The following is a 13,727-nucleotide window of genomic DNA, read 5'->3' as shown; positions in this document are numbered from 1 at the left end:
ATTTGCACAGCATATCTTGTTTTAATATCAATCAGGAGTTTTAATGTACTATTTTCCTCTGCAACCGCCCTATTTTCTGTTACTTGTTGGATTTCTGGCAGCATTAACTTCTGGTCTAGCGCTATCAGGTACTTTGAAAGTAATTGTGCAAAAATGGTCAAGCGAGCGTACCGAAACTACTAAACCGCGTTCTGCGTTGAAACAATTGGTTGTGCCATTTATTGGTATAACTGGCGGTGTTTGTCTATTTCTTTCTTCAGGTTTAGAGATATTTGGCTTTCCCTCCTTGTTAGCTTTAGGAGTAGGTTTGCCTGTTAGTCTGCTTACTTGTTTGTTAATTTGGTTGCAGTTGGGAAGTATGCTAACTTTTGCAGAACGCCGAGGAATGCAATCTTTAGATTTAGATTCTTTTTCATAAGACTTATTACAGAAGTTGTAAAAATGTGAAGGTTAAAGAGTCAAAGGGATGAAAAACTCCACCCACAAGGGGATAAAGTTTATTGAGTGATTCTATCCTTGAAGTTACGATAGTTAAGCTTAATATTGTTAACTTTTTGCTGAATAAAACTGCTAGTAGTCTTTTGTAGACGTATTAACGGACTCTCAAGCCTAAAACTTTGAGGTCTTTGTTCTGGCGATTTTAAATACCGATAATGCAAAAACACGTCTCTGTATGGAACGTTGACATCTTCACCAGCGCAAAGTTGAGTAAAGTTTGATGCACCGATACTCATATAGTGCAGATATGTCAGCCGCCGTCCTTGGTCGTAGAGGACATTATCTACCACATCAAATTTAGAACTCCAGTGATTACCAGTCGCTTTCTCCGAGTCATGGTAAGCAAAGTTATAATATGAAATTCCACTCCTCAATACCATGTAATTAAATACAGATTGGTCAGGTGCGACTAAAGCCATTACATCAGCTTCACCAGCCTCTAATTTACTGAGGATATCTGTCACCATAATCTGAGTAAAAATATTTTTTTTAGATGCAAACCAACCAGCACAGAATATTTGAGACTGCAATTTTTCCTGATTGAAAACTTGCTGTAGAAGCTCTGGTGAACCATCAAAAATGTACTTCAAGTCAGACTTATACTGAAAATCATTTACTACCCAATCATAACTATCTAACTTTTCATATACATAATCTATCGGCCCCATTAACAAGGTATCTGCATCAAAATAAATAAATTTATCAAAGGGCCCATCCACAGCACAAAATTTGCGGTGCATCGGTAACTCATAGAGTTGAGAAAAGCCCCACTCTCGCCAAGTTTTTTGTGCCCTTGGATAATTTTTCCATATCTGGGTTGCAAATTTATCCCAGTAAAAAATGGCAGCAGAGTTTTCAAATAAAGTGACATTATCTCTAGCTGCAATCTCTTCTCGTACTCTATCTAATCGTTCATTATATGGAATTATACAAATAGGAATTTTCCTACCAGCATTAGCTTCTATACTGTTGAGCAACGCAACTACTTGGTCATAAACTACATCATTACCTAGGATATAAATACCATCGGTCATCGGGATACTCCTAATATTAAGTTCGGGCAAAAACAAAAGGAAATAAACGGCGAGTCAATTTTGGAATGAAGGCAAATTTCCCTTCATGAAGGTAACGATAGTGTTCCCATAATTGCCAATAAGGACTACCAATTTTAATCCGCGTACCAGCCCAGTGGAGATATTTTAGTCTTTGTCCTCGGTCATAAAGAGCGTAATCTTGCTGTTGAAAATTTCGCGAACCTGCCCAACTACCAGGCCCACCCCCAGGAATTTTGACGAGATTCCCACGTTTAGCAATCAGCTTGAGAACAAGATAATTCAGAATAGGTTGGTCTGTAACACCTTCAGAAAAATCGAAATATTCGCGATGCATTGCACACTCGCGTAAAGCTTCATCCATCTGTTGCTCGGTAATAACTCCCTTTCTAGAAGCCCAAAAGCCACTATTGAAAACGTCTTCTAATTGAGCATCTGAAAAAATTTGTCGTTCTTGTACAAATGGGGAAAAAACATTCCGTAGCTTTTCGTTAGCATGATGATAATCGCAACAAAAAAAATCGACTTTTGAAAGCTTGTCTAAATTGTCAGCGATTTTTTCAAAAACGACAATATCAGTATCAATATAAATAAACTCATCTAAAGGCCCAAACCATGCCACTAGTTTACGCATTTTATTAGGTAATGCGAGGAAATCTCGATCAAAAATTTCCCCTATGCGTTTAGTTAAGTTCTCAAGAAATTCTAAATCTGGGAAAACTTGTACATTATGTAAGTCGGCAAGCTGCTCTGCCACTTTGTGATAGTTATCATTAAAAGGAATGAGATAAACGGTCACTTCTGGGTCATAGTGACGAATACTATTGAGTAAAGCGATCGCATTATCAATAACACGGTCATTGGCAACTATATAAATTCCTCGACTCATAGGATTACCCTTGATTAATTAACTTTAATTTTCGCAACGTTCTTGTAAGTAAACTCGGTGGTGGAGCGTCATAACGCTTAGGAGGATTGTTAAAGACTGGACGCTTCTCTGGTTCATGCAAGTAACGATAGTAGAGAAATAAATCTCGATAGGGAAACTCAATATTTTCTCCAGCACAAACTGCTTGATTAATATTAGGAGGAATACCAATATAATGCAGATAAGTTAATCGAGTCCCTTTATCATAAAGAATTCTATCTTGTTCTTCAAAATGTTTAGAAGTAACAGAACAGCCTGTAACTTGATTATTTGGTAAATGATGAGCAAAGTTGTAAACTGGTATACCAGACCTCATAAACATATAGTTCAGAACTGGCTGATCTCCTGTGGGATAGAGTATTTCTCTCTCACCAGTTTTCAAATAAAATAACAATTGTTCTAGTTTAGATTGGTCAAATAGCCCTTTTTTAGAAGCGTAAAATCCTGAGCAAAAAATTTCAGTTTTTATCCGATTTTCTTCAAAAACTTGGAATAATTTATCTGAATTGATGTTATAAACTTTATCTGGATATTTAAACTGGAAATCATAAACAACACAGTTGTATTCATCTAATTTTTCAAAAATAAAATCTAGTGAATTCATCACTAGAGTATCGGCATCGAGATAGACAAATCTATCAAAAGGGCCATCAAATGCACAAAAGCGTCGATGACCACCATAAATTCTGTACTTATTCTTGTTCATGCTAGCAGGACTAGCCTCTAACATAAATTTATCCCAGCGGTTGATTGATTCTTGATTATCGTAAATAAATACATTAGGACGCTGAGCTATTTCATCAATAATCCGCTGTATTTGGTCATCAAAAGGATAGATGCAAACAGGAATTTCTTTGCCCAATATCACATCAATACTGTTGAGTAAAGCAACCAGTTGATCAAAAACATAATCATTCCCAAGCGTACAAATACCATCCATAGTTTATGAGTGTTGAGTAACAAAATTTGATAGCCAGTTGAGCAGATTTAATTTGTGTAATATAATTTGACGTGCTTCTGCGATCGCATCCTTGGCAGCATACCAAGCATCAGGTGTAGAGGTCACTTCTTGGATATAAGCAACGCCTTTTTCATCTAAACTAGGCAATCTTAAAAAACTACCAGGTGGCAACAATTTATCAGCAGCCGAGCCACCATAGTAAATCGGTAGACACCAAGCAAGCAAACTATCCCAAAGTTTCTCACTTACATACCAATTATTATCAGCATAATTTTCAATTGATAGATTGTAGTAGTAAGGCGCCATCCCATACCACTTATTACTAAGTTCTCCTAATGTTTTCGCCCATACGGGTAAGTTCCGCCCATACAAATCAAACTTAATTTCACTTGATTGTATAGACTGCAAAAAGTCTAAACGCTGGCGGTGGTTAGCTGTACGGCTAATTCCTGAAGTAATCCAACTGCATGGAGCAACTTTTTGAGGACATGGCATTTCATTTAAATCTTGAAAGGTATTTGAGTGATACCAAATAGCAGGCATATAGTCAGGAGTAGGAGCAAAATCATCAGGGCCAGAAACATAGCCACAATACTTCTGAGCTTGTTGATAATTATGATTGTTTATTTGTACAATTTCATCTAAAGGTGGTTCTCTGAGTAAATAAATAATTCGCTCTTTATTGACATTACGCAATAGAGAATCGATGTTTAATTCTGATGCTTGCTGCGGGTTGCGAAAATTATCTAACCAAGATTTATGTGGCAATGTTTTGGGAAAATCAAACTGATACATCATCAAAAAATCTGGTTTTGGTGCTAGTGCTAACATTTGCATATTGCCCCAAATTCCAAATTGATTTGGGGTTTGTTGCCACAGCCAATCGCCTCTAGTTTCTAAACCTCGATAGCTGCTAATCATACCTACAGTTTTTATATTCATTTTATTTATTAGTTATTTGTCATTTGTTCTTTGTCATTTGTCAATAGTTATTCTGCTACTCTTCCACTCCTTTTATAGGATTCCTATTTGATTTTTTAAAAGACTGCGTACACCTCTAAACTCCCTTTTTTCCTATCCCCCATCCCCTGTCTCTACGAGTCAGTTCACGAATCAAATCGCATTACTATATCTCCCCCATTTTTCATTACGCAATAAGTGGGGGAAGTAGAGATGTATCGACGTAACTAAGGATTTTTGCCGCTCTATTTTCCCAAGAAAATTGCTTGACAAACTCAACACTATCTGGATAACCCTCTACTCTTTTGGGATGAGTTTGTAGAACTCGCTTCAAACATTCGGCGAATTTGCTAGGGTTATCTGGCTCACACCAAGCAGCGATAGCTTTAGTATCTTGAAACTCAATTAATGATGGAATTTCCGTGGCTACAATCGGAGTTCCAGAGGCGAAGTAGTCAAACAGCTTTAGGGGAGATGTAAAAGTTGCTGCTTTTCCTGAACAATGAGGATGAGCTAAAATATCGGCTGCTTGTAGCAAAGATGCTAACTCATGATGCAAAACATAACCTAAAAATGTAATGTTCTGAACCTGCTTTTCTTTTGCTAATTGCTGATAGTATTCGACTTCTGTTGACTTACCACCTGCACAGACAAATTGCACATTTGGCATTTCACTAGCCACGTCAATTAGTACATCAATACCTTTAAATTGTTGTAGCGCTCCTGCATACACTACCAAATGCGATCGCTGATTTTTCAGTAATTTTTTGCGCCATTCTGCGGCTTTTTCTGGTTGTCTCTGCATAAATAAGCGGTTAAAACCATTGTGCAGTTTAATCACTTTTTCTGGTGGAATGCCATTTTTAATCATGGTTTCGCGGATGGCGTCTACAACTGTGACAGCAATTTGAAACAGCGGACTTTTGACAATTTCTGGCTCGAATAGCTTATCTTCGTGATGATGGTGTTCGTAAATTGCGGGAATGCCATTTTTGATGGCAGCTTTTACAAAATTCCAGTTGCGGCTATGGACAAGTTTGGTAGTGGGAAGTATATAAAATGGTAAATAGTACTTAGTGGCAATGGTGTTAGAGTCAGTGAATTTGCTTTGAAAATGATCAATCGGCCAAGGCATTGGTAAGGGAGCAACTTTCAACTTGTCATTAAGGTTGTAATATTTAATAAGTTCTGTCGGAGTTTTTTTAGGTAGAAAAGGAGAAGCTAAATTAGCTAGGTTAATAGCTCTTGATTGTTTATCGGGGTATACCAAAACTGTTGAATATCCCAAGTTAGCGGCGGCGTTAGCTGCATTTGTGGACTGTACTAAGTGAGCCTCTGGCTGGGGCAATTGTTCACCAATAAAAAAAATGTAATGTTTTTTTAAATTAGCAGTTTTCATAATTTTATACGGTAATTTTATCCTCAATTTTTTCTAAGTTATCTAGCAGGTAGATAGTAGAATCATACGTTTCTTTAACTAATTCCTTCTGTTCTTTTTGGGTATATATCAAATTATCAGCTAGAGAACGGAGAGAACCAAGTATAGGATTAAGACCAATCTTAAATTCAATCAAAATATGATTAAATATTTCATATTGACTGGTTAAAACGCTATGATTTTGTTCATAAGTTGAGAATAATTTACCTTTCAATTGCATGTTAACAACATCGTCAAAAACATCAATTGTGTTGAGAATTCTCCAAGCTGATTTGTATGATTCTTCAATTAATTCCTGCCGTTCTTGAGAATTGTCTACCATATCATCAAGTAATAAACGTAGGAATCCAATCATTGAATTCAACTGCGTCCGAATTTCATGAGAAATGCGGAGCAAGCTTTGATTACGTTTGACAATAGCTTCTGGTTGTTCAGCAAATTGCATTGAGTATAAGCGTGAGTAGTAACCACCTTTTTGCAAGAGTTCTTCATGGGTTCCTACTTCTACTACACATCCTTGATCTAATACAGCAATTTGATCGGCTTTTTGGACTGTAGAAAGACGGTGAGCAATTACTAGGGTTGTACGATCGCGACTGAGATCATCGAGTGCAGCTTGTACTAAGCGTTCGGAAACGGTATCTAAAGCACTGGTAGCTTCATCAAGTATGAGAATGTCTGGATTTTGTAGCAGGGCGCGGGCGATCGCTAATCTTTGTCTTTGTCCACCAGACAACATGACGCCGCGATCGCCAATCAGGGTGTCAAAACCTTGGGGTAATTTACTGATAAACTCATAGGCATTTGCCCGCTTTGCCGCTGTGATAATTTCATCTTCGGTAGCTTCTGATCGTCCATAGGCAATGTTATTCCCTACCGAATCATTGAACAGAAAGGTATCTTGGCTGACAATGCCCATCCGCTTTCGCAGGGATACAGCATCGAACTCACGCAAATCAGTGTCATCAATGGTAATACAGCCAGATGTTGGATCGTAAAATCTGGGTAAAAGGTCTGCCAAAGTGGATTTACCAGCACCTGAACCGCCTACCAATGCTAAGGTTGTGCCATGCGGTAAGTATAAATTCACATCTTGGAGCACCAACTTATCATGACTGGGGTAAGCAAAGGAAAGGGAATTAAAACGCACTCCCTCTTGTAATTTGGTGTAGGGAAGTTTACCATTGCCCATGAATGGCTTATCATCTAAGCTCAAAAACTCACTAGCTACATCCACACTGGTAGCAGTACTCGCAAAGTTGCTGCGAATAGTATTTAATTCAGAAATTAATGGCAGCACTCGCAGCAGTAAGAATAAGTATGTTAAGAGTACAGGGGCAAGAGAAGTAATCTGGTTGGCAAAGAAGATTTTACTTAAAAGTACAATCAGCAGTAAAGCTGTAATGCCCATAACTTCACTCAGAGGTGTGATCGCTGCCGAATTTACCTGAGATTGAAAATCTGCTTTTTCGCGATCGCGGATTAGCTTTTTAATGCGTTTATATTCTTTCTCTTCGTTTCCAGTTGCCTTGACTAATCGAACCCCGTTCAGGGTTTCCAGTACAGTAATTGAATATGCTTTAGACATATCACTAAGCTGTTTACCAAACTTTTTAGAACGATAAATAGCATACTGATTTATTAATGTTACTAACGATAGTAAAATCGTTGAAGCAATCGTCAACTGCCAAGAAATTGACAGTAATAACCCAACAAAAACTAAAATAGTAATCCCTAAAATACCTAACTTGACTGTACTCCCTACAGCACCTGCCGCACGACCGATTTCACCACCAAGTCTATTAATTAAATCACCAACTTTTGTCTTAGCGTAATAATCTATGTCAATTTCTAGTAACAACCTTAGTCCGGCTTCTCGCATATCTGCTGTTAGCGATCGTGTTAAAGAGCTTGATGCTAAAGCACTGGCATAAGCGGCTAAATTTTTTAAAATAATTATGAATATAATTGCTCCAGCCATTACTGCCGTGCGGTAATTCACTGGAATATTTTCAAACGGAGACATTATTGCTTTGAGAATAGTAGGGGCACGACTTAAATCTACTTCTTGCCCTACAATTCTTAAAACCACTGGCACAATTAGAGCTGTGCTGACCCCATTAAATAAAGCTCCAGAAAATCCTAATAATATTGTTAACAGAATCAAACCTGGATATGGTTTAGCAAATCTTAGTAGTAGTTTTCTGGTAGACATTGGCTCTTTTTTGCTATTCGCTTATTAATTAACATTATTCATCAATTAGTTGCTAAATTAGCTAATCATCAAACAAATAAAACTAAATAATCTCATACTTTAAATTCTTGAAAACACAGTTATACCCTTATCTGTAGCTTTTATTAGTTCTACATATAAATTACCTCCAATTTATAACCGAGAAATTATTGAATTAAGCGTCGAAGCCATAGCCTCTATACTGTAGTGCTCCACACATCTTTCTCTTGCCTTGAGAGCTAGCTGGTTCGCCGACTCTAAATCTTGAAATATCAATTGAATTTGTTCAGCAATTTGTTCAGGACAAGCAGGCTCAACCAGATAACCAGTATTGCCTAAAATTTTTGGAATATCTCCAACGCGGGTTGATAATACAGGTTTAGCCATTGCCATGCCATCTGTCAACTTGAGAGGAAATTGAGCACGAGTTTCAAGGGTATCTCGCTGGGGAACAACAATAATGTGAGCAGCCGCTACCAAATCAGGCATAACATCAGTTGGATACTTTGGCAGTTTGATAATCCAGCGTCCCCACTGTTGTTGAAGTTGCTGATCATAATCATCATAAGGACTGCCACCCACAATCACTAGTTTCAAGTCTGGTTGATTAATTTTATCTAATGCTATCAGAACATCTTCTAAGCCTTTATAAGGTCTTGGCGCACCAGGAAACATTAAGATACGATATTCAGATAAACCATAGCGAATTCTGCTGGACTCAGGATTATATCGAGCAGGATCAAATAAGGAAATATCTTTGCCATTGGGAACAAATGTACCGCCAAAACGCTGTTGTAAAAATGTAGTATGCACCGTCACAGCATCAGCGCGATTTACTAAACCTTCCATCCATTTCACGTACAAAGGATGATAAGGATTTCTAAGTGCGCCGTCTGGTTTTAATAATTCTCTAGCTAATTGTTTGAGTGTAGGATGATAGTGCCAGTCATCACCACCATGCCAACTAAGTTCCCAATCATCTATATCTAAAATTAGTGGTTTTTGGCTATATAGTTTTTTTAGTAGGGCAACTCCAAAACTTGCTGTTTGTGGTTTAATTGCATAAATTATATCTCCATTAATTTTGGGCAAAAGTTTTCTCATTTCACCAAAAAAGGCTGGAAAGTTTTTGCCAGGTAAATGATAAATATTTAACTCTGATGGTAAATTTCTATACAAATTTTTTCCAAATAAAAACCCCATAATTTCAACTTCTAGCCCTAGCTTCATCAGGGCTATTCCTATCAGGTATGCACGCAGAATAGCCGCACTTGATAAGTCTGAAACCAACAGTGATATTTTTGAAAATTTTTTCACTAGTTTTTCATTGATTTTTATTTAGTGCGCCAAGGATTTGTAACTTGATTCGGCAAAAATACTTGAGCGAATCTGTCAAAAACCCTTGTATATAGAGAACGAGTAATATTTTTAGCATATTGAGGACGGTAAGGATACGTACAGTGAAGTACTTTAATTTCATCTTGGATATTATAAGCGTCTTGCCATTTACTGAGATAATTATAGGTAGGCGGTAGTATTTTCATTTTAGGGTGTACAGATGCGATCGCAGAAGCAAAAGCCCCTTGGTCTTTTAAAAGTAATTTATCTTGGTTATTTTTAACAATTTCAAAATAGTGTTTAAATTCCTGAAAAAATACCTTAGTTATCTCTGTTTTACGAAAAGCCATAAAACCACCATTATATTGCACACTATCTTCTTTTAAAGGTAGACCAATAGATTGCAAAATTGGCAAAACACTAGGTAAAAGCTCTTGTTGCTTTCCACGTAATAAATTGGTTGCTTTAACAATAGAAGGTTGCACATCCTCAGTTAATAAAAAGTCATATTCATCTAAATACTCAAACACGTCATTGATATCAGAAAGTAAGCAAATATCGGAATCTAGGTAAATTGTTTGATCAAATTCAGAAGCTTCATATAGAGCTAATTTTGCTTGTCGTGATGCTAAAACTGTATTCTCGTTTGCAGGGGCTGGCTTTAATATTACATTTTTAAAAGCCTTAAGCAAAGGATAGAAAACTTTAGGAACATGGTCAATTAAAATGATTACAGGCTCATGATGAAATTTCCTAATTGCCGCTAAAAAATGAATGCAATCTTGAAAAGAATAAAGCCCTGTTAAAATTGTAATAAATCCTCTAGTTTTTGTTGCCATAAGTCAATACTTTAGGGTTGATATAGGAATCATATTTGATTTCGGAAAAAAATTCAGTACATCTTTATTACTTCTTCTCCATGCCCCATTCCCCATTCTTCATTCCCTGTCTCTACTAGTCAGTTCACGAATCAAATCGGATTACTATATCTGATTTAATGTGTCCATTCCCAGACGCTTTTACTCCAGTCTTCGTTATAGTGGAAAACTCCTTGCCATTCGTAAAAGTGAACAAAATCTTGGATTCTTAAGGCTTTATTTATATCTCTAATCATGTATAAAGGTCGTTCTCCGTAAAATGATGCCCACATAGTATAACTACTGGGAGGGCCAATAATATAGTCACATTCTGCTAATGAATACATATCTTCGATTATATGATTGTTCCCATAGACATAAGATAAATGCTGAAAATAATGCTTATCTTGGATCTGATTTGAGCAAATCAAAAATGTTACCTTTTTATTAGGAAATAGTGCTTTTGCTGATTCCATTACCTTTAAATACTCTTCAGGTGAATAAAAAAATATTCCATTTTGATGCTGTTGGTAATCTCCATGACGAATATGAATTCCAATGATAGTATCAGCCTGGCTGCGAATCTTTAAGATGAGTTTTTCTATATTCAACTGATACTTCCTTAAAGGTTGAAAATAAGCCCGAATTTTTTTCCCATTCTTTCGGAGATTCGGTATATCATCTACAAACCATCCACCACGAAACATCCATCCTTGGAAAAAATTTATAGCCCCTGGTTTTATCTCATTTACTACACTAGAGTTACTCCAATTGAATGGCTTATTACGCTTAATTTCAAGTGTATTAAAGCGTCTGCTCTCAGCTAAATAACGATTAATATTATAGTAATATTTACGTAAAAAACTGTTTCCAGGAATGGAAAATGTGGCAGTAGGGTAGCGACATAGAATATCTCTAGCTGTTGACTGAAAAAATTCAGCATACTCTTCAAATGCTGGATTCAGAACAGTGAAATTATTTTCAATGGCATAAGCCATAAAATTAGCAGAAAGTAAAAGTCTATTGCCTAATTGTCCAGATTTTGCTGATATTACCAACATTTGATGATGTGAATTATAAAAATATTTACTTTATATAAAATCTTCTGCTACATTCCTGCTTGTTATCATTTTTTTAGTGAAATTTCAGCTTTAGGTGTTAAAAAAATAAATACACATAAACTGTATTTAAAAAACATTTATTTTCATAATATTAATAACCAGATTTTGACTATGAATAAAATTCTATGTTTTAAAGATTTTATAGTAACCTATTTGTTTATTAAGTTTTTCAAAAATTTAAAACATGATGAATAACTTTGCTCAAATTTTAGTTTAAAAAAGAAACCTATCCAAAAGTCTAAACAGCATTAAATTGGCTAGATGTTAATACATGTAGTTCTTCTTTAGCTCAATAAATTTTGAAATCATGAAAGTGAAAAATAACATAATAAATTTAACTTTATATTTGCAGTTATCCCTAGAGAAATCTTACTGATAAAATCAGATAAAATTTACTTTCCGTAAGTATATTTACCGTAAAAATACGGTTGAACATTATCATGATTTATGGAGGGTTACAGGTATAATGAGGAAAGTATAAATAGTTGATATAGCTGCTGTTAGTAACCCTGTTGCTTGCTGAAGCAGAGAATTGCTAATTAATACCAAACATCTATTTGCGACTGAGGCAGAGGTAATGCAGATAATACGTCTTGAAGCACTCTCAGACAACTATATATTCTTACTGCACGACAGCAAAGATAATATTGCCGCCGTTGTTGATCCAGCAGAGGCTGAACCAGTATTAAAGAAACTGACAGAATTAAAAGCTGAGTTAGTAGCGATTTTCAATACGCACCATCATAACGATCATGTGGGTGGTAATAAGCAGTTAATTCAACAATTCCCTGAAGTGAAAGTTTATGGGGGATCTGAAGATCGTGGGAGAATTCCTGGACAACAGGTGTTTTTGCAACAAGGCGATCGCGTTCAGTTTGCAGACAGAATAGCTGAAGTGGTCTTCGTTCCCGGACATACTCGTGCTCACATCGCTTACTACTTTCCCCCAAAGCAAGCTGGTGTCGGCGATTTATTCTGTGGTGATACCCTGTTTTCTGGCGGTTGCGGTCGCTTATTTGAAGGGACACCGACGCAAATGGTAGACTCTTTAAGCAAACTGCGCTCTCTACCCGATGATACGCGCATCTGGTGTGCCCATGAATACACCTTAACAAATCTGCAATTTGCCATGACTGTGGATGGCGACAACGCCGACCTCAAGAAGCGCTATGATGAAGTGAAGGCCTACCGTAGCCGAGGAGAAGCCACCATTCCCTCGTTATTGGGAGTGGAGAAGCGCACCAATCCCTTTTTGCGTTGGGAGCAGCCATCATTACAATCAGCTGCCAAAAGTAGCGATCCAGTGCAAACCTTTGCCTGGATACGGGGGATGAAAGACAGGTTTTAGTCAAGACTCAACACGCCTTGTGATTTTTCTGGCGCTAATAGTTGCGATCGCACCCAACCTTTCGCTACGATCTGTAAGCTTTAGGGTATAGGCAAAGCTACTTGGGAGACAGCTACACCCAGATAAGCTATCCTGCCCAAACCCAGTTAATGAGATTTTACAGGAAAAACGGAAAACGATGGTGAAACGCGTACAGTTAGTTTTAAATCAGGATATCAGCAAGCTGGGCAAATCTGGCGACTTAGTGGACGTAGCTCCCGGCTATGCTCGTAATTATCTGATTCCCCAAAAATTGGCAACCCATGCCACTCCCGGTATTCTCAAGCAAGTAGAACGCCGTCGTGAGCAAGAGCGTCAGCGACAATTAGAACTCAGACAACAAGCTCTAGAACAAAAAGCAGCTCTAGAAAAAATTGGTAGCTTGACAATTGCTAAGCAGGTTGGTGAAAACGAAGCAATTTTCGGTACTGTCACCACTCAAGAAGTTGCAGAGGCAATTCAAGCAGCTACTAATCAAGAAGTTGATCGGCGTGGCATTACCATCCCTGATATTAACCACCTTGGTACTTATCAAGCCGAGATTAAGTTACATTCTGAAGTAACGGCGCAAGTTGATATTCAAGTCATCGCTAGCTAACTGCTTCTTGGTTTTTTACCACAGATGTACACAGCGAAAAGTTCTGTAGGCGGGTTTCCCAACCTAGGAAACTTTTCAAGACAGCGAAAAGTTTGCGCGTCCGGGTTTCCCGGCGCAAAACTTTTCAAGACAGCGAAAAGAGTCTGTGTTAGGACTTACGCAACTGGCACACAAGGCTTCTGGTATAAGAGTCAAGGGTCAAGGGTCAAGGGGAGCCACTGCGCCCTTGCGGCTCTTTTGACTTAAAGCAAGTGGCGTTCAAAAATCAAGGTTTTTTGGACTTTTGACCTTTGACTCTAGACAACCTCTGGCGTTAAAAATATGACACTTGCGTAAGTCCTGTGTGTTTATCTGTG

12 protein-coding genes are annotated in these 13,727 nt (G+C 37.4%); 3 read left to right on the top strand and 9 right to left on the bottom strand.

Going from position 1 to position 13,727, the window contains the following annotated elements; genetic code table 11:
* The first annotated feature begins 43 nt into the window (after positions 1-43).
* Positions 44-418, top strand: coding sequence for a hypothetical protein (locus IQ246_RS07540; protein ID WP_194001613.1), 375 nt, complete (start codon positions 44-46; stop codon positions 416-418).
* A gap of 79 nt (positions 419-497) precedes the next feature.
* Here the strand turns inward: IQ246_RS07540 and IQ246_RS07535 are convergent, their stop codons facing one another.
* The 9 genes from IQ246_RS07535 to IQ246_RS07495 all read right to left on the bottom strand — a co-directional run bounded on the left by IQ246_RS07535 (position 498) and on the right by IQ246_RS07495 (position 11,326).
* On the bottom strand, positions 498-1,532 hold the full coding sequence (locus IQ246_RS07535) for an Npun_R2821/Npun_R2822 family protein (protein WP_194001611.1): 1,035 nt from the start codon (positions 1,530-1,532) through the stop codon (positions 498-500).
* Between the two features lie 16 nt (positions 1,533-1,548).
* Positions 1,549-2,439 (bottom strand): Npun_R2821/Npun_R2822 family protein, encoded by an 891-nt coding sequence (locus tag IQ246_RS07530; protein ID WP_194001609.1) that lies wholly within the window; start codon positions 2,437-2,439, stop codon positions 1,549-1,551.
* A 4-nt stretch (positions 2,440-2,443) separates the two neighbouring features.
* Complete coding sequence (locus IQ246_RS07525) at positions 2,444-3,418, bottom strand: Npun_R2821/Npun_R2822 family protein (protein ID WP_194001607.1); 975 nt, start codon at positions 3,416-3,418, stop codon at positions 2,444-2,446.
* Positions 3,419-3,421: 3 nt separating this feature from the next.
* On the bottom strand, positions 3,422-4,381 hold the full coding sequence (locus IQ246_RS07520) for a glycosyltransferase family 10 domain-containing protein (RefSeq protein WP_194001605.1): 960 nt from the start codon (positions 4,379-4,381) through the stop codon (positions 3,422-3,424).
* Between the two features lie 205 nt (positions 4,382-4,586).
* Positions 4,587-5,798 (bottom strand): glycosyltransferase family 4 protein, encoded by a 1,212-nt coding sequence (locus IQ246_RS07515; protein WP_194001603.1) that lies wholly within the window; start codon positions 5,796-5,798, stop codon positions 4,587-4,589.
* 4 nt (positions 5,799-5,802) lie between these two features.
* Positions 5,803-8,052: an ATP-binding cassette domain-containing protein gene (locus IQ246_RS07510; RefSeq protein WP_194001601.1), complete on the bottom strand. Its 2,250-nt coding sequence runs from the start codon at positions 8,050-8,052 to the stop codon at positions 5,803-5,805.
* Positions 8,053-8,223: 171 nt separating this feature from the next.
* The gene (locus IQ246_RS07505; RefSeq protein WP_194001599.1) at positions 8,224-9,387 is read right to left on the bottom strand and encodes a glycosyltransferase family 4 protein; all 1,164 of its coding nucleotides are present in this window, start codon (positions 9,385-9,387) and stop codon (positions 8,224-8,226) included.
* A 17-nt stretch (positions 9,388-9,404) separates the two neighbouring features.
* Entirely contained in the window at positions 9,405-10,247 is an 843-nt protein-coding gene (locus tag IQ246_RS07500; protein ID WP_194001597.1) for a putative nucleotide-diphospho-sugar transferase, read from the bottom strand.
* A gap of 155 nt (positions 10,248-10,402) precedes the next feature.
* A complete protein-coding gene (locus tag IQ246_RS07495) occupies positions 10,403-11,326 on the bottom strand; it encodes an alpha-1,2-fucosyltransferase (protein WP_194001595.1) in 924 nt (307 codons plus the stop codon).
* A gap of 637 nt (positions 11,327-11,963) precedes the next feature.
* Between IQ246_RS07495 and gloB the strand changes: the two genes are divergently transcribed.
* Both gloB and rplI read left to right on the top strand, forming a co-directional pair.
* The gene (gloB, locus tag IQ246_RS07490; protein WP_194001593.1) at positions 11,964-12,734 is read left to right on the top strand and encodes a hydroxyacylglutathione hydrolase; all 771 of its coding nucleotides are present in this window, start codon (positions 11,964-11,966) and stop codon (positions 12,732-12,734) included.
* 178 nt (positions 12,735-12,912) lie between these two features.
* Positions 12,913-13,371 carry a 50S ribosomal protein L9 gene (rplI, locus tag IQ246_RS07485; protein WP_194001591.1) on the top strand — a complete coding sequence of 153 codons (459 nt, stop codon included), beginning with the start codon at positions 12,913-12,915 and terminating at the stop codon, positions 13,369-13,371.
* Positions 13,372-13,727 lie beyond the last annotated feature (356 nt).

This window comes from aff. Roholtiella sp. LEGE 12411, from assembly GCF_015206995.1.
In the GTDB taxonomy this organism is placed as follows: domain Bacteria; phylum Cyanobacteriota; class Cyanobacteriia; order Cyanobacteriales; family Nostocaceae; genus Komarekiella.
This window is presented reverse-complemented; position numbering and strand designations above follow the sequence as displayed.

Bases quoted from the DNA above. Each gene is read 5' to 3' on its own strand.
- IQ246_RS07510 (WP_194001601.1), bottom strand. From the start codon at position 8,052: ATGTCTACCAGAAAACTACTACTAAGATTTGCTAAACCATATCCAGGT.
- IQ246_RS07520 (WP_194001605.1), bottom strand. From the start codon at position 4,381: ATGAATATAAAAACTGTAGGTATGATTAGCAGCTATCGAGGTTTAGAA.
- IQ246_RS07500 (WP_194001597.1), bottom strand. From the start codon at position 10,247: ATGGCAACAAAAACTAGAGGATTTATTACAATTTTAACAGGGCTTTAT.
- IQ246_RS07525 (WP_194001607.1), bottom strand. From the start codon at position 3,418: ATGGATGGTATTTGTACGCTTGGGAATGATTATGTTTTTGATCAACTG.
- IQ246_RS07530 (WP_194001609.1), bottom strand. From the start codon at position 2,439: ATGAGTCGAGGAATTTATATAGTTGCCAATGACCGTGTTATTGATAAT.
- gloB (WP_194001593.1), top strand. From the start codon at position 11,964: ATGCAGATAATACGTCTTGAAGCACTCTCAGACAACTATATATTCTTA.
- rplI (WP_194001591.1), top strand. From the start codon at position 12,913: ATGGTGAAACGCGTACAGTTAGTTTTAAATCAGGATATCAGCAAGCTG.
- IQ246_RS07540 (WP_194001613.1), top strand. From the start codon at position 44: ATGTACTATTTTCCTCTGCAACCGCCCTATTTTCTGTTACTTGTTGGA.
- IQ246_RS07535 (WP_194001611.1), bottom strand. From the start codon at position 1,532: ATGACCGATGGTATTTATATCCTAGGTAATGATGTAGTTTATGACCAA.
- IQ246_RS07495 (WP_194001595.1), bottom strand. From the start codon at position 11,326: ATGTTGGTAATATCAGCAAAATCTGGACAATTAGGCAATAGACTTTTA.
- IQ246_RS07515 (WP_194001603.1), bottom strand. From the start codon at position 5,798: ATGAAAACTGCTAATTTAAAAAAACATTACATTTTTTTTATTGGTGAA.